Origin of the sequence: Pseudomonas sp. Pseusp3, from assembly GCF_047304225.1 — a bacterium.
GTDB lineage: Bacteria > Pseudomonadota > Gammaproteobacteria > Pseudomonadales > Pseudomonadaceae > Aquipseudomonas > Aquipseudomonas fluorescens_CD.
This window is the reverse complement of the sequence record NZ_JBGLYV010000002.1, coordinates 41,673-66,657: the sequence shown is the minus strand read 5'-3', so window position 1 is coordinate 66,657 and position 24,985 is coordinate 41,673. Positions and strand designations below refer to the sequence as shown.

The window sequence follows — 24,985 nt, the reverse complement described above, 5'->3', positions numbered from 1 at the left end:
ATTCTCGTTGAAAGTACCCATATATAAAACTATACGTACCGTATTGTCAACGAACCTACCGATGCTTGATTAACCCGCTTGAAGGCGGGTTATAGGTCTAACACCATACGAGGTGTCTTGCTTCCTGAGCAGCAGACAAACAACGTCTTGCCCGCCTGCTTTTCCGCGTCGCTGAGAATTGAATCGCGGTGGTCTGGCGTGCCCTCCAACACCCGCACTTCACAAGCACCACAGATGCCTTCGCGACAGGAGTGCATCACTTCTACACCGTTTTCAATCAGCGCATCGAGTATGCTTTTGCCCTGCTCCATCTTGAGGGTCTTCCCGGTCTTCGCCAGTACGATCTCATATCCACCCGACGTCGCGGCTTCCTGCAGCGGTATAAAGCTCTCGAAGTGAACTCTGCTATCAGAGATGGAAAGCGCCTTTGCTTGCTGGGAATAGGCCTGAATCATCCCCGCAGGCCCGCAACAATAGTAATGCCGGGTTCCATCATCACCACGGAAAACCTCTTGGATATGAGCGACAGTAGCCTCGACGTCGTACCCCAACAGCAACTGGACCTTGTCCTGGGTAATATGACCTTGCATCGCGTCAATCAACGCGGCGTGGTTAACACTGCGAGCGAAGTAATGCAGCTCCCAGTCCATTTTTTTGCTATTTAAATGCTGTGCCATACACCAAAGCGGCGTAACCCCTATCCCACCCGCAATCAGGACAGAACGATGCTCGCCTTCAGAGACGGGGAACAGATTTCTAGGCTCACTGACCTGCAACCTGTCTCCGGGACGCAAGCGATTATGAATCATGATCGATCCGCCACGACTTTTAGGATCTTTGGCTACCGCTATGACGTAACGATTTCTCTCAGACGGATCGTTTAACAAGGAGTAACTGCGCAGAGGAATACCCTCTGCAATGACGTCAATGTGGGCCCCTGGAGTAAAGGCAGGAAGCGTTACGCCCTCCAGCCCTTTTAGCTCATACGCCAGTACCCCATCTGCCTCATGGGTAACTGATTTGATGTACACCTGGAATGTGTTTGGCATTTCGCAACCTAACCTGAACCATGATTGTTATTGGAGCGTTCGGCCGCCAGCTCATCGAGCTGACGGCCGAACGGGCTCAGAGATAAGTCATTCTGCGTTCTTGACGCTTCTGCTCCGTGTAGTCCTGAATGACGGTCCCAACAGGAATCATGTCAGCCAACGCCCTCAATGAACGGTAGTCGCTCGCTTGCGCCTGGACGCTGTCTTCACTGGCTTCCGATTGACGGATCCGCTCCATCAATTCACGCCGTAAACGGACAATTGCGAGATCCCCGCTACCCAGAAACTCCCGCGTCCGATCGACGATGGGGATGCTCTCTGCAACGGCGTAATCCTCAAAAATAACGCCCGGAACGCCTGTCCAGCTCCGACCGGCACGCATTGCTTCGCGATCTTGCCCATAGTTGGGAAGACCTTGGCGGGACGCTGCGAAGTTGTCGTCGGATTCATCGGTACCCAGCAGCGCGAAATCCGGGAGGTTTTCATCGATGGGTTGGCGCGAATCCCAATAGACGTACCACTGAAGACTGCGCGTGTTGTTGACCGGCACTACGATGATCAGAAATCCTGCTTCTTGTTCGGTGGTACCAATGAACGCGGTCGCCGGTGCTACAAACTCGGTCACCCGAAGGTAGTCCTGCTCCTGACCAGTGGTGCGCAACGAATACGACCGTAAGCCATACGGCTTGCTTTCCAGTGTGTACTTGGGGGTGTCGTTGCCAGTGACGAGCTGAAGCCCGGCCTGGGGAAGCTCCGGGTTCGCCGTGGTGTCATGGTGCAGCAGTCCGATATGGGCCGAGTCCATCAACGTTTCGACGTTTTGCAACCAGTTCGCTTCGTTATAGGAAGCCCGCGGTCTGGCGTGCTTACGATCAAAATAGGTGAATGCATAATCAGTGAAGGCCGGCGCTTCGCCCTCACCCAAGTACACCCAGACAATACCGCCACCCTCTCGCACCCTGAACCCCTGGCCCTTTACCTTTTTGCAAAAAGCCTGGTCCTTCTCGGTTGGCATTTTGGTGCAGTTGCCCTGCGTGTCAAAACTCCAGCCATGGAAGATGCAAGTCAGGCGGTTACCTTCATTTCGACCGAGCGCGAGCGAAACGCCGCGATGGGGGCATGCCTCATGGAGGAATCCGACATGACCATCATCCGCGCGAAAGGCGACATATTTTTCGCATAGCAATTCGACACGTTGTGGCGTTCCTCCCGGCTCAAGCGCCTCACTGCGCAATGCAGGAATCCATTGCCTTTTCCAATACCTGTGCAGAGGTGTGCCAGGGGAAACGTCCGTCAGCAGGCGGTTCTGTTCAGCGGTCAGCATAGCGAGCCCCGTTCTTGTTTTTTAGAAGAGCCGCAGCTAGGCGGCCAAAACTATCTTAATAACAAAGTATCTCAGTCTTTAAGATAGTTTTAGGCTATGCTCGCTTTTAGAGCTCGTCAAGAAAATTCGTTAGCATGTTAACGCGTTGCGATGAGCGCTCCGCGAGCCTCAATGCACTGGGGTTCATCGCCTCAATGACATCCCTGGCAGCGCCATAGCTGCAGGGCACACTTGGTTTGCGCTGGGGTATGATGACCTCAACGCCACCTGATGGATTTTGCATGAACGATTTATTGTTTCCTGCCGCCAGCCCTGAGGCCGTGGCGCAAGCGTGGCGTAACGAACGCCCGGATCTGGATCACCATGGACTGGCAATTACGCTTCGGATCCGAAGCCTGGCCATGCTGATCGATCACCACATCGAGGTCATCGCGGACGACCTTGAACTGGGAATGAAGGATCTTATGCTGCTGTTCGCTTTACGGCGAAGCGGCCCGCCTTATTGCATGCGCCCTACCGATGTTTTTCGCCTGCTGAAGGTGACGTCAGGCGCTGCCACCTATCGAGCGGACAAATTGGTGGAACGCGGCGTCGCCAACCGGATTCCCGATCCACGTGATCGCCGAGGTCAATTGATTCAATTGAGTGAGGAAGGAATGCGCCTGGTTGATGTCGCTATCACCCGCCTGGCGGAATCAAGCTCCAAATGCCTCGCTTCGCTCGATAGCAAAGAAGGTGAGCTTGATCAGATTGGCCATCTGTTGCATTCGTTGGAAGCCGGGTGGATGGAGATCACTCCCCTCAGTGAAAACCCGCTCGCACGCTCTGACGATCCCGGTCTGTGATGAGCAATCCATGACTGCGGATGAGCGGATGTCGCCGATTTGAAAAAGCAGGTAGCCCTTTTCAGGGCTTGATCTTTTTAAGATCCTCGAGTAATTCGAGCAACTTCTGCAATTTCTTCTCGCCAAACTGCCGCTGGATCTCGAGGTAATTGCGCTCCATCCCCTCGCTCATCGACAAAAAGCAATCATGCCCTTGCTCGGTCAGGTTGAGGAAAATGCGGCGCTGATCTTCAGCCGATTTCCTGCGAATGACCAGGCCGTCGCGCTCCAGGCGCTTGAGCACACCGCTCATGCTGGGTTTTAGAATACAAGCCTGATGCGCCAACTGGTGACTTTCCAGTTCGCCCTGTTGGCGCAGGATTCGAATGACTCGCCACTGCTGCTCGGTCAAGTCATGATCGTTCAGGCCAGGACGGAAAAACGTCATTACCGCTTCGCGTGCCTGGAGCAAAGTGAGTGTCAGGGAAGGTCGGGGATTGGGCATATTGAGTGGACTATGTGAACAAGCCAACAGCTTACGGTTGGTGCTTCAGTAGCGCAACCGGCTGGAAATCGGCCGCGCCCCTTTACCCTGAAACAAACACGATTCAGTCACCCAAAATACAGGTCGTCAGCGAAACCCCGAATGTCGCTGGCGATACTCTCCTGGCGTCATTTGTGCATTGCGTTGAAAAAAACGACTGAAATACGCCGGATCCCTGAAACCCAGCAGGTAGCAGATTTCATTTGCCGAGCTGCCCGTGAACAACAGCAAACGTTTGGCTTCCTGCATGACTCTTTCGAACACCAGGCGTTTGGACGGCAAATCGGCAATACGTCTACACACGTCGTTAAGCCGCGCTTCGTTAACACCAATGGCCTGCGCATAGCGGCCAAGCGCCCAGTGCTCCAGATAATGCTCTTCAATCAGTGCATTAAATCGATGAAAGATCTGTAAGTCTTCACGTCGCGTGGGCGTCGCTTCGAGTGGGTTTGCGCACAACCGTAATACGCCGACCATGACCAGTCGAGTCAGGCTTAGCACCGCGTCACTGTGACCGGCGGCCCCACTGTTCATCTCCCCTCGCAGCTCTTCGAAAAGAAATGCCAGGCGCCGTGCTTCGCTTTGCAGCTCAGGCTTCAGGTGATCAAGCGCCACACAAGCAGGGGGTGGTTGCGGACCCGGTGCCAGCCCGGGATCGCTTTCGATCAATTGCCAGATCAACTGCTGGCGAACGGTAAGCACGTGGCCGTCGCTGTCCGCCTCCGTCACGAAAGAATGGGGAATCGTCGGTGGGGTGAGAAAAAACATGGGGCCCGACTCGACGTACTGCTGGTCATCAAGATAGACCCTCACCGTTCCGCTCTTGACGTAATGCACCTGGAAAAATCGATCGTGGCGGTGCACTGGCATGTTGCGCCCAAAGAAACCCGCCAGGTTGCCGAGCTTGTCGTAATGCACCTCGCTATCGCTGTAGCGCTGATCGTAGACCTGGCCGATGTTGATGTTAGGAATTGGATACCGATTGTTCATCACGCACTACTCATTATTTTTAGTCCCGACACCCCCGCACCATGGTGCACCCGTTGCGAGTAAATCGCCACAAACGAGAAGGTGCTTGACGATCATTAACATATTAACTATAACGATAATATGTTAACAATAATCAGGCCGGACACCTCCAGTCCCGCCACTGCCAGGAGAGAAGCATGAGCCATGCCTTGCATGACATTGCGACCGGCACCCTGCTCGGTGTAGCGCTGAACTACCAGGGATTGCTGCTGAAACGCCTTTCTGAATTCGAGCAGCCGCCGTATCAAAAGGTGCCTGTCAAACCGGTTCTGTTCATCAAGACGCCCAATACGCGCAACCTACATGGCGGCGCCGTGGTGCATCCCGGTGCAGGAATTTCATTGCAACCTGGTCCGGCTCTGGGGGTGGTGATCGGCAAGGATGCCAGTCGAGTGAGTGTTGACGAGGCTCTGAATCACGTTGCTGGCTATACCATCGTCAACGAATTCAGCCTTCCGGAAGAGAGCTATTACCGCCCTGCCGTGAAAGCAAAATGTCGCGATGGCTTCTGCGCCATCGGCCCGGAACTCGTACCACGTGAACAGCTTGCCAATCCGCATGACCTGACCCTGCAACTACGAGTCAATGGCGAGCTTCGACAAGAAGACTCCACCGCAAACTTCGTACGCAAGATTCCTCAGCTGATCGCCGAAATCAGCGAGTTCATGACCTTGTATGCCGGAGATGTGTTGATCACCGGGACACCTTTGGGTCGTGTCGATGTCCTGCCAGGTGACCGCGTAGACGTAGAAATCCAGGGTCTGGGATGCCTGACCAATATCATCGTTGCCGAGCAGGAGGGCACCGTATGAAACACGCTCGTATCCGATTCGAAAGCCAAATACATTCCGTCACAGTTGATGCAGACAACATCGTGCATCTGAGCGATGGCCGCTCCCTCAGCGAAGACAAGGTCGAGTGGCTGCCACCGGCCAATGGCAGCATGTTTGCCCTCGGCCTGAACTATGCCGATCATGCTGCCGAACTCGCCTTCTCGCCGCCCACCGAACCTTTGGTGTTCGTTAAATCACCGGGTACCTACACCGGCCACAATCAGGTCACCTGGCGACCTGACAACGTTGCCTACATGCACTATGAGTGCGAGCTGGTTGCGGTCATCGGCAAGCCTGCGCGCAACGTCAAGCGTGAAGATGCGCTGAGCTATCTGGCGGGTTACACCCTGTGTAACGACTACGCGATCCGCGATTACCTGGAAAACTACTACCGCCCGAATTTGCGGGTAAAAAACCGTGACGCCACGACCCCGGTCGGTCCATGGATTGTCGATGTTGCAGATGTCCCCGATCCGGGAAATCTGAAACTGCGCACTTGGATCAATGGTGAGCTTCGCCAGGAAGGCTCGACCAAAGACATGATCTTCGACATCCCCTACCTGATCGAATACCTGTCCAGTTTCATGACCCTGCAGCCAGGCGACATGATCGCCACCGGTACACCGGAAGGCCTCGCAGACGTAGTTCCAGGCGATGAAGTGATCGTGGAAGTCGAAGGCGTTGGTCGCCTCGTTAATCGAATTGTCAGCGAAGCGGATTTTTTCTCCGCACGAAAAGAGGCTTGAGCAATATGATCAAACATTGGATCAATGGCCGTGAGGTCGAAAGCAAAGACACCTTCACCAACTACAATCCGGCCACCGGCGAAGCGATTGGTGAAGTGGCCAGTGGCGGTGCTGAAGAAGTCGCACAAGCGGTGGCGGCGGCCAAGGAAGCCTTTCCTAAATGGGCCAATACGCCCGCCAAAGAGCGCGCACGACTGATGCGCAGACTTGGCGAGTTGATTGAGCAAAACGTTCCACATCTGGCCGAGCTGGAAACCCTGGACACTGGTTTGCCGATCCATCAGACCAAGAACGTGTTGATCCCTCGCGCTTCGCACAACTTCGATTTTTTCGCCGAAGTCTGCACCCGCATGGACGGTCACAGTTACCCGGTCGACGACCAGATGCTCAACTACACCTTGTACCAACCGGTGGGCGTTTGCGGCCTGGTGTCACCCTGGAACGTGCCGTTCATGACGGCGACCTGGAAGACTGCGCCGTGCCTGGCACTGGGCAACACTGCCGTGCTGAAAATGTCCGAGCTGTCGCCGCTGACGGCCAACGAACTGGGTCGCCTGGCCGTCGAAGCTGGCATTCCGAACGGTGTACTCAACGTCATCCAGGGCTATGGCGCTACTGCCGGTGACGCGCTAGTTCGGCACCCGGACGTACGAGCGATTTCCTTCACCGGCGGCACCGCCACCGGCAAGAAAATCATGCAAACCGCCGGCCTGAAAAAGTACTCCATGGAACTGGGCGGCAAGTCCCCGGTATTGATCTTTGAAGATGCCGATCTGGAGCGTGCCCTCGACGCGGCGTTGTTCACCATCTTCTCGCTCAATGGCGAGCGCTGCACCGCCGGTAGCCGTATCTTCATCCAGGAAAGTGTTTACCCGCAGTTCGTGGCTGAGTTCGCGGCACGTGCCAAACGCTTGATCGTCGGTGATCCGCAAGACCCGAAAACCCAGGTCGGCTCGATGATCACCCAGGCCCACTACGACAAGGTCACCGGCTACATCAAGATCGGCATCGAAGAAGGCGCCACCCTTCTCGCTGGCGGCCTGGAACGTCCGGCCAACCTGCCGGCCCATTTGAGCAAAGGCCAGTTCATCCAACCGACTGTGTTCGCCGACGTGAACAATAAAATGCGCATTGCCCAGGAAGAAATCTTCGGTCCGGTGGTGTGCCTGATTCCGTTCAAGGATGAAGCCGAGGCCCTGCAACTGGCTAACGACACCGAATACGGCTTGGCGTCCTACATCTGGACCCAAGACATCGGCAAGGCCCATCGCCTGGCCTACGGTATCGAAGCCGGTATGGTATTCATCAACAGTCAGAACGTGCGGGACTTGCGTCAGCCGTTCGGTGGTGTGAAAGGTTCCGGTACCGGACGCGAAGGCGGCCAATACAGCTTTGAAGTGTTCGCCGAAATCAAGAACGTCTGCATTTCCATGGGCAGTCATCACATCCCTCGCTGGGGATTGTGAGCAGCCGATAGCCGCTGCTGAAGGCTTCGATGAGTCGCGCATCGGCTCATCGCAGTTTTCACTGGCCGCTGAATTGAACCGACAAGAATAATTTCAGGAGAATCATCATGGGCGAAGTCGTCCTGGCAGCAAAAGTCTGTCATGTGCCGTCGATGTACTTGTCCGAACTGCCGGGCAAACACCACGGCTGTCGTGCCGCAGCCATCGCAGGGCATAAGGAAATAGGTCGCCGTGCGCGCGAATTGGGTGCCGACACTGCCGTCGTGTTCGACGTGCATTGGCTCGTCAACAGCGGCTACCACGTGAACAACGGTGAGCACTTCAGTGGTGTTTACACAAGCAATGAACTACCGCATTTCATCAAGGACATGGTTTACCACTACCCAGGCTGCCCGGAACTCGGACAACTGATCGCCGAGGAAGCCAACGCAGCCGGTGTGCGTACGCTGTCGCATAACATCCCGAGTCTGGAACTGGAATACGGCACCCTGGTGCCCATGCGCTATATGCATATGGATGTACCTGCAGCCGAAAAACTCAAGGTAATTTCCATCGCGGCCTGGTGTGCCTGGCATCGTCTGGAAGACAGCTTCACTTTCGGTGCCGCCGTACGCCGCGCAATCGAGAAGAGCGACCGCAAAGTCCTGGTGCTGGCCTCCGGATCACTGTCGCATCGTTTCTCTGACGATCGCGAGGCGGAAGCCAATATCCACAACTGGACTCGCGAATTCGACAAACAGGTCGACATGCACGTGGTCAAGTTGTGGCGTGAAGGTCGATTCAAAGAATTCTGCGCAATGCTTCCTGATTACGCCGAGCACTGCTTCGGCGAAGGCAAGATGCACGACACCGCCATGCTCCTGGGGCTGCTGGGAGGTCCTGACTACAACAAGCCGGTCGAAGTCCTCACGGAGCCCTTTGGAAGCTCCGGAACCGGCCAGATCAACGCCATTTTCCCGCTCTGAATTTCGCTCAAGCGGCAGGGGCGCGCCCACCGCTGAGCGCAACTGCCTACCAGGAGGGCACATGCCGCATTTTATTGCTGAATACACCGACAACATCGAGCAACAGGCCGACTTGCCGGGTCTCTTTGAAAAAATCCACGCGACACTTGGGGGCAGCGGTGTATTTCCGCTGGGGGGTATCCGTAGCCGAGGCGTTCGACTGGATACGTGGCGTATGGCCGACGGCAAACACGATTACGCCTTCGTCCACATGACGCTGAAGGTTGGCCATGGCCGCGACCTGGCGACGCGCCAACAGGTCGCTGAAAAGCTGTTCGAAGTCATTACCGCCCACTTCGCTCCGCTGCAGGCAGAACGTCTGCTGGCGCTGTCGTTTGAAATGATCGAGCTGCACCCCGAGCTGAACTTCAAGCTCAACAACGTGCATGCCTTCCTCAAGCAGCAGGCGAATTAGCAAGCCCTCCCCCCACGGCCACTCTCACAAAAAGTACAAAATCATGAGCATAGCCACTTCCGCTACACAGCCATTGAGCGATGCCTCAATGTCGACCCACCGCACAGTGACCTGGCGGCTGATGCCACTGCTGCTGGTGTGTTACCTGTTTGCTCATCTTGATCGGATCAACATTGGTTTCGCCAAGATGCAGATGGGCGCCGACCTGCAGTTCAGCGATACCGTCTACGGCTTTGGTGCGGGCCTGTTTTTTATCGCCTACGCGATGTTCGGTTTACCCAGCAACATCGCTCTGGATCGCATCGGACCACGACGCTGGATCGCTTTGTTGATGGTCGTCTGGGGGACCCTGTCGACCAGCATGCTGTTGATCAAAAACGCTGAGGGTTTCTACGCGTTGCGCTTCTTGCTCGGCGTCGCCGAGGCCGGATTTTTCCCAGGCATTTTGGTGTACCTGAACCGCTGGTATCCGGCCAGCAGGCGCGCACAAGTCACCGCGTTGTTTGCCATTGCCGTGCCGCTGGCCGGGGTTGTCGGTGGCCCTCTATCGGGCGGTATCCTGCAAGGCTTGCATGATGTTGGTGGCCTGCATGGGTGGCAGTGGATGTTCCTGATTGAAGGCGCGCCAGTCGTGCTTCTCGGCTTGCTGGTACTCAAGGTGCTGCCTGACAACTTCGAGTCAGTCAGCTGGCTGAGCAACGAACAGAAAGACCAGCTGCGCAAGCAACTGGCTAGCGAAGAGCAACGCAAACCCATCATTTCGTTTGGCGGAATTCTGCGAGATCCGCAGGTCTGGCTGCTGGTGGGCATCTATTGCGCAGTCATGTTGGCGGTCAACACGCTAGCGTTCTGGATGCCTACCCTGATTCACAGCGCCGGGATTGGCAGCGATGGTAAGGTCGGCCTGCTCAGTGCACTGCCTTACCTGGCGGGCTGCGGTTTCATGATCGCCTGCGGACGTTCATCGGATCGGCACCGCGAACGCCGGTGGCACTTGTGTGTGCCATTGCTCATGTCTGCCCTCGGTATCGCCGTAGCCGGCCTGATGCCTGACGATCCCGTCATGGTAATCGGCGGCCTGGTGATTGCGGGTATGGGCGCGAGCGCCGCCCTACCGATGTTCTGGCAGTTACCACCCGCTTTCCTGTCAAACCGTACCCAGGCGGCGGGCATCGCCTTGATCAGTTCCCTGGGAAGCATTGCCTCGTTCCTGACACCCAATCTGATTGGCTGGATGCGTGACACCACGCACAGCGCCAGCCTTGCCCTCTACGTCCTCGCGACCTTGATCGTCGCCGGCGCCTTCCTGGTGCTGCGCACGCCCGCCGCCATCGTCAACCCTCATTAAGAGATCCACGTCATGCTTGATCAAGAATTCATCCAGCAAGCCGCTGCTCAACTGGACAACGCCGAACGCTCTCGTGAACAAGTCGGGCAGTTCTCCCTCGCGCATCCACAGATCACCATCGAAGATGCCTATGCCATTCAGCGAGCCTGGGTGGCGCAGAAAATAAAGAACGGACGAAAGTTGGTGGGGCACAAGATTGGCCTGACCTCTCGGGCCATGCAGGTTTCATCAAACATCACAGAACCGGATTACGGGGCGTTGCTTGACGACATGCTGTTCGACGAAGGCACCGATATCCCCTTCAACCGTTTTATCGTGCCGCGCGTTGAAGTGGAGCTGGCATTCATTCTCGGCAAGCCCCTCAAAGGCCCCAACGTCACTATTTTCGATGTGCTGGATGCTACTGAATGGGTGATCCCTGCCCTGGAAATCATTGACGCGCGTATCCAGCAGATCGATCCCGAGACCAAAGCCACGCGCAAGGTCTTCGACACCATTTCCGACAATGCGGCGAACGCAGGGGTGGTCATGGGCGGTCGCGCTGTGCGCCCTCATGAGGTCGACCTGCGCAAGGTGCCCGCTGTCTTGTACCGCAATGGTGTGATCGAGGAATCAGGGGTTTCTGCCGCGGTGCTCAATCACCCGGCGAAAGGTGTCGCCTGGCTTGCCAACAAGCTCGCACCTTACGATGTCACGTTGCAACCGGGGCAAATTATTCTGGGCGGATCGTTTACCCGTCCGGTGGCTGCCAGCCCAGGCGATACCTTCCATGTCGACTACGACATGCTGGGCTCCATCTCCTGCCGCTTTGTCTGATTTCTGGAGGATCGTTTCATGGATATGCCCTTCAACACATTCAAGCAACGCCTGAAAAGTGGCAAGGCGCAGATCGGCCTTTGGCTCGGTCTGGCCACTCCTTATTGCGCAGAGCTGGCAGCCAATGCCGACTTCGATTGGCTATTGATCGACGGCGAGCATGCGCCCAATGACGTACGCAGCATGCTTGGCCAACTGCAGGCGATAGCGCCTTACGCCAGTCATCCGGTCATCCGTCCTGTCACTGGCGACACCACGTTGATCAAACAGATTTTGGATATAGGCACCCAGACCTTGCTGGTGCCGATGGTCGAAAGCGCCGGGCAAGCGCGAGAACTGGTGCGCGCTGTGCGCTATCCGCCCAGTGGCGTGCGCGGTGTAGGCAGTGCTCTGGCACGGGCGTCGCGCTGGAATACCGTGCCTGGGTACCTGGACAAGGCTGATGAGCAAATATGCCTGCTGGTGCAGATTGAAAGCCTCAAAGGCCTGACCAATCTGGATGCCATCGTCAACGTCGAAGGCGTTGACGGGGTGTTTATCGGCCCCGCCGACCTCAGCGCCGCCATGGGCCATCGCGGCAATCCGGGGCATCCCGAAGTTCAAGCCGTCATTGAAGACACGATCATTCGAATCCGCAATGCGGGTAAAGCACCCGGCATTCTCAGCGCTGACGAAAAACTGGCCAGGCGCTACATCGAGCTCGGCGCGGCATTCGTAGCGGTGGGCGTCGACACCACTGTACTGATGCAAGGCCTGCAAGCACTGACAAGCAAGTTCAAAAATACCCCGGCCACCCTCAGTACTGGCGGCGTTTACTGATTTCAGGTCAATTGCAGATAGTCGCTGCTGGCGGTCGTTTCTGCCAGCAGTGATCCTCCGCAGATCAACGCTTCAGTGACTTCAAATCGTTGAGCAACCCCAACAACGTCTGCAATTTTTCTGCGCCGAAGCGCTCCTGCAAGCGCTCATAGTTCTCTTCCATGCGCCCCCTCATACTTTCAAAACAACTATCTCCGGCCCCCGTCAGTTTCACCAGCACTCGACGCTGGTCGTGTTCTGAGCGCCGTCGTTCGACCAACTCTGCGGTCTCCATCCGCGCCAGTACGCCTGTCATGCTGGGCTTGAGAATGCACGCCAGGTCCGCCAGGCGATTGATCTCCAGTTCGCCCTGTTGACTGAGAATTCGCACCACCCGCCATTGTTGCTCAGTGAGGCCTATATCCTTCAGAGAGGGCCGGAAAAAGCTCATGGCGACTTCACGGGCCTGGAGCAAGTTGAGTGTCAAAGACTGTCGGTGCCTGGACATTTAATATGACTCTAATTTAGTTAGCATGTTAATGATATTATCACGCTGAGATACCCATAAAGCTTCTTGCTTCCATAAAAAAACGGCGCCTTTGGCGCCGTCCATTTGATCACTGACCAGAGCAATTCAGAGCCTGATAACCGCTTTCAACACAGTCTTGAAGGTTTCCAATTGGTCGTCGCTGAACTGGCTGAAGACTTTTTCCTGCTGTTCACGGGCTATTGACCACAATCCTTCTGTTTCATCGATACCTTTAACCGTCAGACGCAAGCGCCCATCCTCCTCACAGACCAGCCCCTTGCGAGTGAGATTGGCAACGGCCTCTTCGATCTCCCGCACGGGCATCGCCACCTCGCGTTGCAGATCGATGAGGCTTAAACCCGCATCATTTTCCAGCACCATCAGCATACGTGCCTCACTGGTCCGCAAACCTGTCGACAATTGCCGCGGCTGGTAGCTTGCCTGATAAGCGCGCAACGCTTGGGTCATGAGGTAGTACAAATTGTGGCTCAGCCTCCCCTGGAAGTGGCTGCTCGGCGGCTGACCTTCGGCACTTTTTGTCATGCGTGTGTGGGGCAGCACCATGGAGTAAGCACCCTGGTGGTAAAGCAACGGCGAACGACCAAAATCATCAAAAGCCACTACCCTGCCAATCATGATCCAATGATCACCGCCGTCCACCTGCTGATGCTTTTTGCACTGAAAGCGCGCTGAACAATCAACAAGAATTGGCGCCCCCCCGTGACCTGATTCGTATTCGATGCCATCAAAACGATCGTCTTTCGGACGGGCGAAATTGTTCGACAAATCAATTTGATCGGCAGCAAGCACGTTCACGGCAAAATGCGTAGCGGCAGCAAATACGTCGTGACTTGTAGATCGTTTATCGATACTCCAGAGAATTAACGGAGGATCGAGCGACACCGAGTTGAAACTGTTGGCCGTCACCCCCACTTTGCGGCCGTTGTGGTCGGCGGCTGTCACCACGGTTACACCGGTGGCGAAGTTACCTAATGCGCGGCGAAATGCACGGGCATCGAAGGCAGAAGAAACGGCAATCTCATTGATATCGGACATGCAAGGCTCCCGAGCACACCCTGAGGCGTACTCTGAATTTTTTTATGAGGGGCTTATGGCTTGGCGGCGAACGGCCTCAGGCCATTGACGGATCGGGCTCGAGACCCATCAGTTCGCGACCGAGTATCTGTGCACAGACGTCATAGTCGGTGTATGCATGCGCACCCGTCAGATGTGAATCGCGGAAAAGGCGTTGCAACTCGTTGGTTTCAAACCAGGCACCGCCGCCGGCCGCTTCCATTAGACGGTCCACGGCCTGGATACACATTTTCGTGGCATAGCCTTGATTGGTACGCCAGAACGTGAGCGTGGTGCGGCTAGGGTACTCGTGGCGCTCACTGTATTCGGCAATCTCCTCCCAGCTTTTCTCCAGCAACGCTCGGGCGGCCGCAACCTGATGCGTGGACTCGGCCAGGCGCATCAATGCCGGGGTGGCGGCACCGACAGCGGCACCGGTGTAGGCACGGACGCGGTTGCGGGTTTTCTCGCGGAAGACATCCAGCATACGCTCGGCAATACCCAGGCTGACGGTCGAAAAACCGCTGGCGAAATAAGGTCGATAAGGGGCGAAGAAAATCTTGCTGTCCGGATACAAACCAAAGCCCGCCGACTTGCCTTCGATCATGTCCTTGGCTTTCTGGATTCGGTGCTCGGGCACGAAAGCATTCTTGACGATCAGGGTTTTGCTACCACTACCGCGCATACCAACGGCAAACCAGTCATCACGAATTTCGTAGTCACTGCTTGGCAGCACCGCGAAACAATAATCCCGAGTACCTTCGGTATTCTCGCGAAAGAACCCCATGATGGCCCATTCGGCATGATCACAGCCTGAACTCCATCCCATCTCGCCACTGAAAGTGACGCCACCCTCCACCTCCTCGGTGCGACCAAAAGGCGCGATGCTGCTGCTGGCAGTGGCATCGGGGTCATTTCCCCACATCTCATCCTGCAGCTTGCTGGAAAACATTGCGATTTGATGACTGTGAGTACATAGAAGGCTCATGGCCCAGGCCGTACTGGCACAGGAACCGGCCAACAATGCGATGCAGTCGGCAAACTGAGGCAAAGAGATCTCCATGCCGCCGTACTTTTTCGGCTGCAGCGCATGGTGCATACCAATGCCTTTGAGCAGGGCGATATTTTCGGCGGGAACACAACGCGAGCGTTCGGCCTCGAAGGCATTAGCCGCGATAGTAGGCAGAACACCTTTCAGGTCTTCCAGCAGCGGGTTTGGAGTTTTCATGGGCGGTCTCTTTATTATTGGATAGTAGCGCTCCGCTTGGCAGGCGCTTGCGAACAGCGCCAGAAGGCACCGTACGGTAGATGGCAAGCGGGTACGCGCGTCAGCACCTGTTCAGTATGAGGTGCTGGGGCACTACGAAAAATGCACGTTACAAATAGAAGATTGCACTTTTCATAGAGTCTTTAAGCAACGAACAAAACGCGAAGAAAAATGGACCTGAAAGTGATGTTCATCGCTGACTGTTTAAAAATGGCCGCTGCCCTTCCCTCCTGGCTTGCCCCCACGCCGCCGACTTACCGACAACAGATCCGAGCAAAAAACCTCATACAAACGAAACGTAATGACTTGTAGAGAGTCGACCAAGCGAAGCAATTTACACTGCAACAGAGCCTTCAGCTTGAGCACCCTAGACCGCGCTAAAAACAACAAAACAAGCTTATTTCGAGCGAACATTTTCCTGCTGGATTGAGCACAGCCAAGGTAGAATTTTTCACACACAGGCAATATACTAAACACTGCGTATACTAATTATTTCTTGACGAGAGCCATCCTGGGCTTTTTTTTTTAGAAACAAATGCACCTGGGTAAGGGATCTGGAAAATGTCGACTTACAAACCTGTATCGACCACCAAATCGATAGTGGGTCGCCCACGAAGCGAAGCTACGCGCCGTCAGATCCTGGACGCCACCATCAGGCTGCTGCAGGAAAAATCCATTCAAGCCATCTCGATCGAGGCGATAGCACGAGAAGCTGGCGTTAGTAAATCAACCATATACCGGTGGTGGGACTCCAAAGCGTTAGTCGTTATCGACGCATTCATAGACAACCAAATGTTGAAGACAGTCTTGCCACGAGAGCTGGGTCCGAGAGAGGCAATTGCTCAGCACTTCCGCTCACTCGTAGACCAATACTCTGGTTGGGCCGGTCGACTGGTCGCACAAATACTCGCGGAAGGTCAATCAGATCCCTCTATTTTGAGAGATTTTCGAGAGCGGTTTCATTATGGAAGGCGCGCGATAATTCGAGAAACACTAGAAGAATGGAGGGTGAGCGGCGAGATATCTCCCGATACGGATATCGAGATACTGATGGATTTGATTTACGGGGCCGTTTACATGCGACTCATGATTGGACACGCCCCACTTAACCAGGCGTTTGCCGAGTCTCACATAAACTTTGTGTACCACTTACTGGGTGTCAAGAGCACTGACCCCGAGGCCTGATCGTTGTTGATCAAGTTCAGTGCGCAAGCGTTGAGTTGATCGGATACCGACGTGGAGCCATTGGAAACGAACACCCCGCTCATCTCGCTATAAGACTGATCGAAGTGCTCGCCCCAATTGGGTCATTTCTTTTTCGTGGCGCGGGCGAGCTTATCGGCAACGCCCATCAGCACGTTGTTACCGGCTACCCAGACGCCCAGGTTCTGAACCGGACTGGAACGTTTGGCCTTCGGATCCTCGCGTCCCATCTCCGGGTTTTTATGACAGGCAACCGGCGCGTTGAGTATCAGCCTGCGTAAACAGGAATTGGCATGGTCGCACCACACGATCTCAGCCTCACGACCTTCGATTACCTTCACCGCATAATCAGGATCGGCCAGCATCTGCCGCGCCAGCATGCTTGCATCGACATCACCGTCCCAAATAGCCGCCGCCGCTTGCCGGGGGTCTGGAGTACTGGAAAGGAACAGGAGCACCCCGCTACCGAGCGCCTTGCGAAAGGCCAGCGGCTCTCCGTGGGTCAGCATGTTGCCGGAAGTGCTCGGCACATTGTCACGCATCGACTCGTAGTTGCCCTCGCTGAGCGAGATGAAGTCCAGGCCGACTTCGGCGATGTGCGCTGCCACTTCAGCGTAACCCTCAGGCCCCTGGCCACCGGGCATATGGTCATTCACACTCATGCGCACACCCACCGGATAATCCGGGCCGACTTCGGCGCGCACCGCTGCAACCACGTCGCGCAACGCTCTTGCGCGATTGGCCACCGAGCCGCCATATTCATCGGTGCGCTGATTGGCCAGCGAGGACAAAAAGGACGAGTAGAAGTAGCACATGTGTGCGCCAATCTCGACGCCATCGAAACCACAAGCCTTGGCCCGGCGTGCACCACTGACGACGCTCGCCTCGATGTCCTTGATCTCCTGGATGCTTGCCTCGTGTGGCACCGGTGTGATTCGGCCGCCGGGGATGTAGAGATGGTTGGGCAAGCCACCGGCCCCCAGGTTCACCGGCTTCGGGCTGGCCGCCAAAATCCACTGACCATTGCGCGGCACGCCCATGCGGCCGAAACTCGGAAACAGCTGTGCGAACACTGCCGCACCGCTTTCATGTACCGCGTCGGTCAGGCGCTTGAGATCATCGACAAATTCGTCCTTGTCAAAGCGCAGGTTTGGCGCAAACGGTGACTCGTTCCAGGCGCGTTCGCTGCACACCGATCCACCAACGATGACCAGGCCCACCCCGCCCTGCGCACGACGCTTGAGGAACGCGATGGTCTGCTCACTTGGGCGGCCGTCTTCGGTCGGGCGAAGCACCGCCATCGGCCCAAGGATAATGCGGTTTTTTATCTGCAATCCATTGATCTGCAGCGAGCTTGCCAGCACCTTTGCTGCATTGCTTGTATTCATGGAAATGTTGGACATGGTCAAAACTACTCTTGCCTGTTTAGAGTCGGCTTGCGGGTTCAATCAGCTGAATCCAACTCGACTTACATGATTGAGCTGGCACCACCGTCCACGGGAATATTGATCCCGGTGACCCATTTAGACTCATCAGAGGTCAGGTAAAGACCTGCCCAAGCGACAGCGATCGGCTCGCCCGGCTTACCCGTCAGGGTGCGTTCCACGATCGGGGCCACGGGTGCCTTGTCACCAAACTCCCGATACATCGCCTGAACCGGCGGGGTGTTCATTACACCAGGGCTGACCGAGTTAACCCGTACACCAACAGCTATGCCTTCTGCGGCCAGCTGGCGCGTCAGGGCAAGGACCGCCCCCTTCGCCGCGGCATGCGCAGCCTGCGGCAACGTTCTCGCCCCCTGCATGCCAGCACCGGAGCCGATGTTGACGATGGCACCTTTGGACTTCACCAGATGTGGCCAGGCAAGCTGGCAAGCACGCCAGACAAGATCGAGTTCATTCTGGATCGTGAAGACATAGTCGGCATCGCTCTGCACCGCAAAAGGCGCAAAGCGCGGCAGACTGGCGTTGTTGTACAGCGCGTCGATGCGGCCATGCCGAGCCGCCGCACCATCGATCCAACGCGCTACATCGTCGCGATTACCGAGGTCGACAGGAGCAACCACGTCGATGCAATGACCATCGTTTTCTACCAGCTTCGCGGTTTCTGCGGCCGTCTGCAGATTGATGTCGCACCCAACGACGATCGCGCCTTCGCTGGCGAAAAGCCGAGCTGTCTCGCGCCCCATCCCACTGCCAATGCCAGTCAGTAAAACGACCTTGTCCTGCAATCGCTTGCTCATGCCAAACCTCTAGTAAGGGACTTCATATTATTGTTGTTTGTCGTCAAGCCTTGCGGGTACCAAGGCGAAAGCAGATGGCCGACAGAAGGCCCAATACCAATGCCGCCCAGCCCAAGCTGCCATAACCAATATGCAGGGCGAGCACGCCCCCAAGGAGTGGGCCAGTAGCCGAACCCGCCATGACCATCACCGGGGTGGCCGCGACCACGCGACCGGACGGGTCCAGTCGCGCCAGCACCCCGAATGCGAACACATGGGTAAATGTAACGACCGCGATGAGCACTGAGGTTGCTACGATGTAAACCCCGTAACCACTGAACTGGGTCACTGCGACAGCTGCGGTGGCTTGGATCAGGGGACCGGCGATGACTACGCCCGAGGCCGGCAAGTGGCGTTCGAGCAGGCTGGAAAGGGCGACAGGTACGAGATTCACGAAACCACTGATGACAAGCACCGTGGTGATCTGCGCCGCGCCGAATCCATGCCAGCCGCCTACACGCTCGATAAAGCCGAAGACCATCGAATGGCTCACCATCAGAAGACTCACGCCGGCAATGCCGAACCACACTCGGGTAGGCAACCGGTTGAGAGTGGATCCATCGTGCTGGACCGTACGGGCAACGTTCGGAAAAGCCAGCAGTGCGGCCAGTGCGGCAGTGAACATGATGCCCGACATCGTGTAGAAGAATATGTTCGGGCCGATCTTGCCCACTAGCGGAGGCAGCGTCGCCATCACCAAGATGGACACCAGGCTCAACGAGCTGAAAGCCATTGCCGCTGTGCGGTGCGGATTGGCGGTCGCCCCCATCGTCCCGTGAACTATCGACAGGCCGCAGCCGACCGCCAGGCCTGCGACGACATGCGCAGAAGCCAGAAGGATATAGCTGGCGCTCGCGCTTGGCATGCTGGCAAAGGCCATACCAGCCACTGCATAGGCTGCCGATGCCATGCGCTTGCGGTTGAGTCGGGACAGTTTTGGTGCGATACACAGACTGCTAAGCACGACCGACCCGAGGAAAAGAGTCAGCAGGAATCCAGCACGCTGCGGATCAAGTGCCAGTTGCCCGATCAGGACGATTCCAACCCAGATCGGCAAAGTGGTGATATCCATCAGGCCAGCGCAATGCCCGATGACGAGCGCTGCGGTGCCGTTGCGCGATGCCCTCCGGTTGCCAGCAGCTTTGCTCAAGGTGTCAGAAACAGTATGTGAGCTCATTGGTCTTTAGCCTTTAGGTAGTCGACGAGCAATTGAAGGTCGGCGTCGGTTATTTCGGTTTTACGAAATGCCGGCATGATCAGTACGCCGTTGCGAACGAAATGTTTGATGAAGACCGGGGGCATGTCAGTGCGGTCTTCCAAGGCAGCCGGTAAGCTGCCGCCGTACTTGGCCGCCAGCGAAGCAGTGCCGGGCATACGTGGCGCTGCGGCGTGACAGATCGCGCACCATTGATCGAAAATCGGCTTGCCAGGATGCGCCGACATAGCTTGTCTGGCCGGCTCGGAGGCGACCGCCAGACCAGCCATGCATGCCAGCATCATCAGCACGATGAGACGGATCGTCTTCATTTGGCGTCCTTCCTCAAGTGCCTGGGCCAGATGCCGTAGCGGCCCGGCGAAAGAGTCCCGTTAGGATCGATGGCGTCCTTGATGACCTCGTTCAAGCGCAGCAGGCTGTTGTTGTTGTACGAATACAGGCCCATGGCCTGGTCCTGGAATTCCGGGTGGCAGCGATATTCGCCCCAGCCATGCTGTGCGCCGATATCCAGCAGCGTCCGATACGCCTTGATGGAGGCCTTGTTCATCGCCGTATCATCGGTGATCGGGAAGCCCACGATGAAAAGGAAAGCGCGCTCGAAAAACGGCGCAGGCAACGCAAAAGGCCTGAGATTCCAGATCGGCACATTCTGCAGCGCAGGCATGGTGCGGTGCGCTTCGTCGAAGACACGGTTGGCTTCGAGGATGCCTTGTGCAGTCTGTGGTATGACTGGAGAGAACCACATATGGCCGCGCATCGGATGCGGGTTGCCTCCGGCACGCGTGCCCATACCGAAGAAATCCATGTTCGGCACACCCACATCCTGGGGATAAACCGTCCACTCAGCAGAAGCTTTGCGCGGATCGGTCTGAACCTGGCCAACCTGAAAGCGCACGCCCTTGATCGACTTTGCCGCCAGCTCCTGCACCACTTCCCACTGCGCCTGGATCACCTTCTGCGGTCCGTAGAACTTCAGGTTGAGCACCCAGTAAGGAATGTTGTTGTCTTGCCCATACTTCTGCAATTCAGCCGAATAACCGATCCTGGCTTTCGCAACCAAGTCAGCATGCTGCTTCTGCAATTGCGGCGGACCATCGTAAAAGGCATCCACCAGATGTTTCGTGTAATTGCTGATACCGAGCAGCGGACTGCCCATCTCCGGCGCACCAGGAGCCAAACCAGTGTTCTCGACGTACTTGAGCAATTCCACTACCGCGTGCAGGTCGTCATAACGCGCGGCCATCACCATGCCGTGCATGAAGGCTTCTGGTGCCGGCATTAACCAAATGCCCATCTTGGTGACAACGCCGAAATTGGACTGGGAAAAAATGCCATCCAGGATCGGCCCCATGCCCATCTTGAATTGCCCCCACGTCTGGGAACCGGGAAGCGCTCCCATTCCTGTGCGAACCACCTCCCCATTGGCCAGCACCACCTCCATTCCGCAGTGCGAATCGAAGTGGTTGCGAAAGCGCGACAACGTGTGACCCACGCCATGATCAAGCGCATTGCCAACCACACTGCCCCAGCCCGGGTCGGCGACATCCAACCACACTTTCAGGCCACGTTCCTGGATGTAGTTATACAGATCGAAATAGCTGACGCCGGGCTCCACGATTGCGTAGCCGTTGCTTTCGCTGACCTCAATGATGCGGTTCATCCGCTTCAGATCCAGCACAACACTGCCGCCATGATTGGGCGCTGAACCGCCGTAGCCGAGGTTTTTGCCGGTGGAAATCGTATAAAGCGGTATGCGGTGCTTATCGGCAATGCGCACGACCGCCTGCACCTCTTCAACCGAACCGGGCGCCACGGCAGCTGATGCGCTTCGATCCTCAGGCGTGTCGCGCAGCGGGGAATAAGAATCACGGTAGGGAAACAGATCCTCGTCCTCAACGAAGACCCATTCTTTTCCGACTACACCAGCAAACGCCTGTAGCGCGACGGAAAAAACTTCGGGGGAAACATTCGGGGGTGTTCTCATAATTCACGCGATGATCCATGAAACCAAAGGATTGGGTTGGCTCGCCGGTACATCGTACTGATGCAGCACAACCGTACGGCGCGACTGGCTGCGTGCTTGTTCTGCAAGGCAATGCCAAACCTCGCGCGTGGTGAGTCCGGCGACAGCGCCACCTTGCTCACGCCAAAACGGTACGAGCGATTCCTGCCAAAGCCTCGTGAGTCCATTCGTGACTTCAAGCCGCGCACTGCCTTTTTTGGCATGCTCAATGGCGAAAGCCAGGCTTTGCGGCAACCGGCGGTCCGTCACGACAAAGCGGACATCAAACTGACTGGGGTCGAATGGTTTTCGAGCGATCTCTCGAGATGGCTTCGCGAGCGCCGGTATCGCCCCCAGCATGGCGAGCGTCGCGGCACTTGCGGTAGACACGAGCAACTGGCGCCGCCCAAATCCGAGATTGGAAATATTGGGGATCGACATGCTCACTCCCCGAAAATGTTGAGGAATGTAGCGGAGCTCTGAACGCCGATTAAGAGACTGAGATCGGCGTCGAGGATCGAGCCGGTGGTATCGCGCGTCGAAGCAGCGTTGACGGGGAAGTGTTGGAAATCAGCGGACGCGAAGTGCTTGTCGCGTTCGGCCATCTGTTCACTGGTCGAGTGCCAGATGCGACCCACAATGGTAACGGTCGCAACATCGCCTTTCAGGCTTGAACCCTGATGCATGTTTGTCTCCTCCGCGCATTCTTGTTGTTGTGCCCGTGACAGGCTTAATATGCGCGAAACAAACATATACGATCCGTACCGTTTTGTGCAAGCTTACTTTTTTCGATTTCGTCAGCTGGCAGCTTTCATCTGCCTACGGAGTCAGCCCACACGGGCCTTCCACACTCGCCAAGCCAGACCCAAAGCGTTTTTTACATTGCTTCTTGAGTGGTCTGTTGGCTACGATCAGAAACGCCTCAGCTTGATTTCAGCAGGCAGCCGCCCACGCCGCAGAGTGAGCAATGCAGCATTACGCTCCTGTTAAAATTAGTCATTTATTAAGGAATACTTTATGCAGGAGAAGTCTTTAGGACGACCACGCAGCGAAGCTACTCGACTGCAAATACTGAATTCGACCATCAAGTTGCTACACGAGAACTCTATTCAGGCCATCTCGATTGAGGCAATTGCAAAGGAAGCCGGTGTCAGCAAAGCAACGATCTACAGATGGTGGGACTCTAAAGCGTTGCTCGTGATTGACGCCTTCATTGAAAACCATCTTCTGAAGACCCCACTGCCAATTGAACTCGGTCCCAAAAAGGCCATCGCTGCGCACTTCCGCACACTGGTAGAACAGTTTTCTGGATGGCCAGGCCGAGTACTTGCTCAAATCATAGCCGAGGGACAATCTGACCCTTCAGTATTACGAGCCTTTCGAGAGCGATTCCACTATGGGCGACGCGCGATAGTTAAAGAAACACTTGAAGAATGGAAACGCAGCGGTGAGATCCCAAGCGACACCGATGTTGAGTCGCTTATGGACATAATCTACTCAGCAGTCTACATGCGCTTGTTGGTTGGCCACGCCCCATTAAACGAGGAATTTGCCAAGTCGCATATCGACTACATATACCACTTGCTGGGAGTAACTAACTCAGAAAACTGAACAGCACTGTTGGCTGCTGATCGTTATAAAAGTATGAGTTGACTCAGTCCCCATTCACCCTGAGAGGTGAATCGGGACTTTTTGACAGATAACGTCAACCTGGTGGTTTAGATAGGCTGCCCCAAATATTGATAGGTTTTCAGCAATAGAGCCGCCGACTGCTCTCTATTTTTCAGTGGGTCTTCCTGCTCATAGCGACAAAGTTGCAATGACGCGTCACAAATGATTTTGCATCGTTCAAATCGGCGCTCGCTATACATCGCCAATGCCTCGTTAACTGATTGGGTCTTGGATATGCAGTCTGCAAGCACCACGGCATCTTCGATGGCCATGCCACCTCCAGACGTCATATGCGGTGTTGGTGAATGTGCAGCATCACCGATGAGCACTACTCGGCCGCGGTACCAAGGTGCCGGCACCAGCGTGATATCCAGCGGACGGAAGATAACCTGCCTGGCATCGGTCACCTGCTCAAGAGCTTCCAATACAGCGGGCGCGGTATATTCGGCAAGGCGTTCGCGAATCATCGCGCCCGCTTGATCCTCTGGTACCCGCAGAGGCTCTACGCTGTTCTCGAGATAAAACAGGTAGCAGCTGTCCTGCGATGTCGGGAAAGAACCCACCGTTTTCCCTGTCGGGCTGCGGTACAAACAGAACCCATCAATCTGAGCCGGACGCGGCGCGTTGAAACGCCAGACACTCTGACCTGCAAATTGCGGCCTGCACTCAGCACCGAAAACCTGATCGCGCAGCTTGGAGTAGGCACCATCCGCAGCCACCACCAAGTCATAGGTAGCCTCGCGACCATCCGAGAATTTAACTTCGACGCAGTCCCCACGGTCGTCGAGATGTTCGATCGTCAACCCTTTATCCAGAACTGCCCCTGCCCCTTGCGCTGCCGACTCCAGGATTCGAGCAAGTTCCGGCCGACGGATGCCACAGCTGGGAGGTGCAGGGTCCGATCGCAGGAGTTGACCTGAGGAATCGAATTGCCGAAACGCGTCGAATCGCATACCACTGTCGAGACAAGGCTCCGCCAATCCGATCATGTCCAATGCTCGGACCGTGTTGTGTAACAGGCAAATGCCCGACCCTGCCGAGGGAATCCCCGGTTTGATATCGATACAGTGGACGTCCACTCCCGCCCTGCGCAGTGCATAAGCTGCGGTGGCACCGCCGATTCCGCTGCCCACAATCAAAACGCGTTTAACTTGACTCATTCTTGTCTCCTCTCCGCTTCTATGGCGGGTGGTAGCTGCTATTCAATTACACAGCTTGTTTGCCAGTTCCGGTACATCGAAGTACGCCTCGGCAAGAGACATCCGCGACCGGGTATAGCCCTCGTGTAGTCATATGCGGCAAGCCTTCAGGCGTCGCGCAGTACTGCTTCAAGTGCAGCGACGAGCAAATCCACTGGGCAGGACTGTCCAAGCCTTCAACTACCCTCGCATCCCGCGCTTCATGTCGCTCACCAGACATCGGCGTTGCTAAGAACAAATCAAATCTATACGTTCCGTTTTGTTTCCGCAACCATGCCGAGTAAAACCTAGATTTACGCAATGGGGCCATTGACAACGGCAATCTCAGGCAACAATACTTTGTATAC

General features: G+C 56.0%; 26 protein-coding genes. 11 read left to right on the top strand and 15 right to left on the bottom strand.

Annotation, left to right across the window (positions count from 1 at the left end; all coding sequences use genetic code 11):
• Positions 1-89: 89 nt before the first annotated feature.
• Both ACCD00_RS01235 and ACCD00_RS01230 read right to left on the bottom strand, forming a co-directional pair.
• Positions 90-1,049 carry a PDR/VanB family oxidoreductase gene (locus ACCD00_RS01235; RefSeq protein WP_413421226.1) on the bottom strand — a complete coding sequence of 320 codons (960 nt, stop codon included), beginning with the start codon at positions 1,047-1,049 and terminating at the stop codon, positions 90-92.
• Between the two features lie 76 nt (positions 1,050-1,125).
• Entirely contained in the window at positions 1,126-2,373 is a 1,248-nt protein-coding gene (locus ACCD00_RS01230; RefSeq protein ID WP_413421224.1) for a Rieske 2Fe-2S domain-containing protein, read from the bottom strand.
• Positions 2,374-2,654: 281 nt separating this feature from the next.
• Here ACCD00_RS01230 and ACCD00_RS01225 point away from each other — a divergent pair, with 281 nt between their 5' ends.
• Entirely contained in the window at positions 2,655-3,218 is a 564-nt protein-coding gene (locus ACCD00_RS01225) for a MarR family winged helix-turn-helix transcriptional regulator (RefSeq protein ID WP_413421223.1), read from the top strand.
• 61 nt (positions 3,219-3,279) lie between these two features.
• Here ACCD00_RS01225 and hpaR (ACCD00_RS01220) read toward each other — a convergent pair whose 3' ends face one another.
• The gene (gene hpaR / locus ACCD00_RS01220) at positions 3,280-3,702 is read right to left on the bottom strand and encodes a homoprotocatechuate degradation operon regulator HpaR (RefSeq protein WP_413421221.1); all 423 of its coding nucleotides are present in this window, start codon (positions 3,700-3,702) and stop codon (positions 3,280-3,282) included.
• A gap of 126 nt (positions 3,703-3,828) precedes the next feature.
• Positions 3,829-4,731 carry a 4-hydroxyphenylacetate catabolism regulatory protein HpaA gene (hpaA, locus tag ACCD00_RS01215; protein ID WP_413421219.1) on the bottom strand — a complete coding sequence of 301 codons (903 nt, stop codon included), beginning with the start codon at positions 4,729-4,731 and terminating at the stop codon, positions 3,829-3,831.
• Between the two features lie 176 nt (positions 4,732-4,907).
• Between hpaA and ACCD00_RS01210 the strand changes: the two genes are divergently transcribed.
• From ACCD00_RS01210 to hpaI, 8 genes are all read left to right on the top strand, one after another.
• Complete coding sequence (locus ACCD00_RS01210) at positions 4,908-5,582, top strand: fumarylacetoacetate hydrolase family protein (protein ID WP_413421217.1); 675 nt, start codon at positions 4,908-4,910, stop codon at positions 5,580-5,582.
• A complete protein-coding gene (locus ACCD00_RS01205; RefSeq protein WP_413421215.1) occupies positions 5,579-6,349 on the top strand; it encodes a fumarylacetoacetate hydrolase family protein in 771 nt (256 codons plus the stop codon). Before ACCD00_RS01210 ends, ACCD00_RS01205 begins: the two co-directional genes overlap by 4 nt.
• Positions 6,350-6,354: 5 nt before the next feature.
• A complete protein-coding gene (gene hpaE / locus ACCD00_RS01200; protein ID WP_413421213.1) occupies positions 6,355-7,815 on the top strand; it encodes a 5-carboxymethyl-2-hydroxymuconate semialdehyde dehydrogenase in 1,461 nt (486 codons plus the stop codon).
• Positions 7,816-7,922: 107 nt separating this feature from the next.
• Positions 7,923-8,780, top strand: a complete 858-nt coding sequence (gene hpaD, locus ACCD00_RS01195; RefSeq protein WP_095152395.1) for a 3,4-dihydroxyphenylacetate 2,3-dioxygenase — start codon at positions 7,923-7,925, stop codon at positions 8,778-8,780.
• Positions 8,781-8,841: 61 nt separating this feature from the next.
• The gene (locus ACCD00_RS01190; RefSeq protein ID WP_110656884.1) at positions 8,842-9,234 is read left to right on the top strand and encodes a 5-carboxymethyl-2-hydroxymuconate Delta-isomerase; all 393 of its coding nucleotides are present in this window, start codon (positions 8,842-8,844) and stop codon (positions 9,232-9,234) included.
• A gap of 43 nt (positions 9,235-9,277) precedes the next feature.
• Positions 9,278-10,582, top strand: a complete 1,305-nt coding sequence (locus ACCD00_RS01185; protein ID WP_413421210.1) for an MFS transporter — start codon at positions 9,278-9,280, stop codon at positions 10,580-10,582.
• A gap of 12 nt (positions 10,583-10,594) precedes the next feature.
• Positions 10,595-11,398 (top strand): 2-oxo-hept-4-ene-1,7-dioate hydratase, encoded by an 804-nt coding sequence (hpaH, locus tag ACCD00_RS01180; protein ID WP_223457531.1) that lies wholly within the window; start codon positions 10,595-10,597, stop codon positions 11,396-11,398.
• Positions 11,399-11,416: 18 nt separating this feature from the next.
• On the top strand, positions 11,417-12,217 hold the full coding sequence (hpaI, locus tag ACCD00_RS01175) for a 4-hydroxy-2-oxoheptanedioate aldolase (RefSeq protein ID WP_413421208.1): 801 nt from the start codon (positions 11,417-11,419) through the stop codon (positions 12,215-12,217).
• Between the two features lie 64 nt (positions 12,218-12,281).
• On the opposite strand, the gene hpaR (ACCD00_RS01170) is transcribed toward hpaI, so the two are convergent.
• From hpaR (ACCD00_RS01170) to ACCD00_RS01160, 3 genes are all read right to left on the bottom strand, one after another.
• Positions 12,282-12,704, bottom strand: coding sequence for a homoprotocatechuate degradation operon regulator HpaR (gene hpaR, locus ACCD00_RS01170; protein ID WP_413421206.1), 423 nt, complete (start codon positions 12,702-12,704; stop codon positions 12,282-12,284).
• Between the two features lie 126 nt (positions 12,705-12,830).
• A complete protein-coding gene (locus ACCD00_RS01165; RefSeq protein ID WP_413421204.1) occupies positions 12,831-13,781 on the bottom strand; it encodes a p-hydroxyphenylacetate 3-hydroxylase reductase component in 951 nt (316 codons plus the stop codon).
• Between the two features lie 76 nt (positions 13,782-13,857).
• Positions 13,858-15,027 (bottom strand): p-hydroxyphenylacetate 3-hydroxylase oxygenase component, encoded by a 1,170-nt coding sequence (locus ACCD00_RS01160; RefSeq protein ID WP_413421202.1) that lies wholly within the window; start codon positions 15,025-15,027, stop codon positions 13,858-13,860.
• Positions 15,028-15,627: 600 nt separating this feature from the next.
• On the opposite strand from ACCD00_RS01160, the gene ACCD00_RS01155 reads away from it, so the two are divergent.
• Entirely contained in the window at positions 15,628-16,251 is a 624-nt protein-coding gene (locus tag ACCD00_RS01155; protein ID WP_413421200.1) for a TetR/AcrR family transcriptional regulator, read from the top strand.
• Positions 16,252-16,373: 122 nt separating this feature from the next.
• Here the strand turns inward: ACCD00_RS01155 and ACCD00_RS01150 are convergent, their stop codons facing one another.
• The 7 genes from ACCD00_RS01150 to ACCD00_RS01120 are packed head-to-tail and all read right to left on the bottom strand — an operon-like array spanning position 16,374 to position 22,454.
• Positions 16,374-17,717 carry a hypothetical protein gene (locus ACCD00_RS01150; protein WP_413421198.1) on the bottom strand — a complete coding sequence of 448 codons (1,344 nt, stop codon included), beginning with the start codon at positions 17,715-17,717 and terminating at the stop codon, positions 16,374-16,376.
• Between the two features lie 20 nt (positions 17,718-17,737).
• Complete coding sequence (locus ACCD00_RS01145) at positions 17,738-18,511, bottom strand: SDR family NAD(P)-dependent oxidoreductase (protein WP_413421196.1); 774 nt, start codon at positions 18,509-18,511, stop codon at positions 17,738-17,740.
• Between the two features lie 43 nt (positions 18,512-18,554).
• Positions 18,555-19,727 (bottom strand): MFS transporter, encoded by a 1,173-nt coding sequence (locus ACCD00_RS01140; protein ID WP_413421194.1) that lies wholly within the window; start codon positions 19,725-19,727, stop codon positions 18,555-18,557.
• Positions 19,724-20,077, bottom strand: coding sequence for a c-type cytochrome (locus ACCD00_RS01135; RefSeq protein ID WP_413421192.1), 354 nt, complete (start codon positions 20,075-20,077; stop codon positions 19,724-19,726). The genes ACCD00_RS01140 and ACCD00_RS01135 overlap by 4 nt, the downstream gene beginning before the upstream one ends.
• Complete coding sequence (locus ACCD00_RS01130; protein WP_413421190.1) at positions 20,074-21,750, bottom strand: FAD-binding oxidoreductase; 1,677 nt, start codon at positions 21,748-21,750, stop codon at positions 20,074-20,076. Before ACCD00_RS01130 ends, ACCD00_RS01135 begins: the two co-directional genes overlap by 4 nt.
• A 3-nt stretch (positions 21,751-21,753) precedes the next feature.
• Positions 21,754-22,209 carry a hypothetical protein gene (locus ACCD00_RS01125; RefSeq protein WP_413421188.1) on the bottom strand — a complete coding sequence of 152 codons (456 nt, stop codon included), beginning with the start codon at positions 22,207-22,209 and terminating at the stop codon, positions 21,754-21,756.
• 2 nt (positions 22,210-22,211) lie between these two features.
• A complete protein-coding gene (locus ACCD00_RS01120; RefSeq protein WP_413421186.1) occupies positions 22,212-22,454 on the bottom strand; it encodes a hypothetical protein in 243 nt (80 codons plus the stop codon).
• Positions 22,455-22,785: 331 nt separating this feature from the next.
• Here ACCD00_RS01120 and ACCD00_RS01115 point away from each other — a divergent pair, with 331 nt between their 5' ends.
• Complete coding sequence (locus tag ACCD00_RS01115) at positions 22,786-23,379, top strand: TetR/AcrR family transcriptional regulator (protein ID WP_413421184.1); 594 nt, start codon at positions 22,786-22,788, stop codon at positions 23,377-23,379.
• Between the two features lie 107 nt (positions 23,380-23,486).
• Here ACCD00_RS01115 and ACCD00_RS01110 read toward each other — a convergent pair whose 3' ends face one another.
• Positions 23,487-24,599, bottom strand: a complete 1,113-nt coding sequence (locus ACCD00_RS01110) for an FAD-dependent oxidoreductase (RefSeq protein WP_413421182.1) — start codon at positions 24,597-24,599, stop codon at positions 23,487-23,489.
• Positions 24,600-24,985: the final 386 nt, after the last annotated feature.

Excerpts from the sequence above, each read along its gene's own strand:
- hpaR (WP_413421206.1), bottom strand. The coding sequence starts at position 12,704 with ATGTCCAGGCACCGACAGTCTTTGACACTCAACTTGCTCCAGGCCCGT.
- ACCD00_RS01155 (WP_413421200.1), top strand. The coding sequence starts at position 15,628 with ATGTCGACTTACAAACCTGTATCGACCACCAAATCGATAGTGGGTCGC.
- ACCD00_RS01225 (WP_413421223.1), top strand. The coding sequence starts at position 2,655 with ATGAACGATTTATTGTTTCCTGCCGCCAGCCCTGAGGCCGTGGCGCAA.
- ACCD00_RS01160 (WP_413421202.1), bottom strand. The coding sequence starts at position 15,027 with ATGAAAACTCCAAACCCGCTGCTGGAAGACCTGAAAGGTGTTCTGCCT.
- ACCD00_RS01130 (WP_413421190.1), bottom strand. The coding sequence starts at position 21,750 with ATGAGAACACCCCCGAATGTTTCCCCCGAAGTTTTTTCCGTCGCGCTA.
- ACCD00_RS01165 (WP_413421204.1), bottom strand. The coding sequence starts at position 13,781 with ATGTCCGATATCAATGAGATTGCCGTTTCTTCTGCCTTCGATGCCCGT.
- hpaH (WP_223457531.1), top strand. The coding sequence starts at position 10,595 with ATGCTTGATCAAGAATTCATCCAGCAAGCCGCTGCTCAACTGGACAAC.
- hpaA (WP_413421219.1), bottom strand. The coding sequence starts at position 4,731 with ATGAACAATCGGTATCCAATTCCTAACATCAACATCGGCCAGGTCTAC.
- ACCD00_RS01210 (WP_413421217.1), top strand. The coding sequence starts at position 4,908 with ATGAGCCATGCCTTGCATGACATTGCGACCGGCACCCTGCTCGGTGTA.
- ACCD00_RS01230 (WP_413421224.1), bottom strand. The coding sequence starts at position 2,373 with ATGCTGACCGCTGAACAGAACCGCCTGCTGACGGACGTTTCCCCTGGC.
- ACCD00_RS01235 (WP_413421226.1), bottom strand. The coding sequence starts at position 1,049 with ATGCCAAACACATTCCAGGTGTACATCAAATCAGTTACCCATGAGGCA.
- ACCD00_RS01125 (WP_413421188.1), bottom strand. The coding sequence starts at position 22,209 with ATGTCGATCCCCAATATTTCCAATCTCGGATTTGGGCGGCGCCAGTTG.
- hpaD (WP_095152395.1), top strand. The coding sequence starts at position 7,923 with ATGGGCGAAGTCGTCCTGGCAGCAAAAGTCTGTCATGTGCCGTCGATG.
- hpaI (WP_413421208.1), top strand. The coding sequence starts at position 11,417 with ATGGATATGCCCTTCAACACATTCAAGCAACGCCTGAAAAGTGGCAAG.
- ACCD00_RS01115 (WP_413421184.1), top strand. The coding sequence starts at position 22,786 with ATGCAGGAGAAGTCTTTAGGACGACCACGCAGCGAAGCTACTCGACTG.
- ACCD00_RS01185 (WP_413421210.1), top strand. The coding sequence starts at position 9,278 with ATGAGCATAGCCACTTCCGCTACACAGCCATTGAGCGATGCCTCAATG.
- ACCD00_RS01120 (WP_413421186.1), bottom strand. The coding sequence starts at position 22,454 with ATGCATCAGGGTTCAAGCCTGAAAGGCGATGTTGCGACCGTTACCATT.
- ACCD00_RS01140 (WP_413421194.1), bottom strand. The coding sequence starts at position 19,727 with ATGAGCTCACATACTGTTTCTGACACCTTGAGCAAAGCTGCTGGCAAC.
- ACCD00_RS01135 (WP_413421192.1), bottom strand. The coding sequence starts at position 20,077 with ATGAAGACGATCCGTCTCATCGTGCTGATGATGCTGGCATGCATGGCT.
- ACCD00_RS01205 (WP_413421215.1), top strand. The coding sequence starts at position 5,579 with ATGAAACACGCTCGTATCCGATTCGAAAGCCAAATACATTCCGTCACA.
- ACCD00_RS01145 (WP_413421196.1), bottom strand. The coding sequence starts at position 18,511 with ATGAGCAAGCGATTGCAGGACAAGGTCGTTTTACTGACTGGCATTGGC.
- hpaR (WP_413421221.1), bottom strand. The coding sequence starts at position 3,702 with ATGCCCAATCCCCGACCTTCCCTGACACTCACTTTGCTCCAGGCACGC.
- ACCD00_RS01110 (WP_413421182.1), bottom strand. The coding sequence starts at position 24,599 with ATGAGTCAAGTTAAACGCGTTTTGATTGTGGGCAGCGGAATCGGCGGT.
- ACCD00_RS01190 (WP_110656884.1), top strand. The coding sequence starts at position 8,842 with ATGCCGCATTTTATTGCTGAATACACCGACAACATCGAGCAACAGGCC.
- hpaE (WP_413421213.1), top strand. The coding sequence starts at position 6,355 with ATGATCAAACATTGGATCAATGGCCGTGAGGTCGAAAGCAAAGACACC.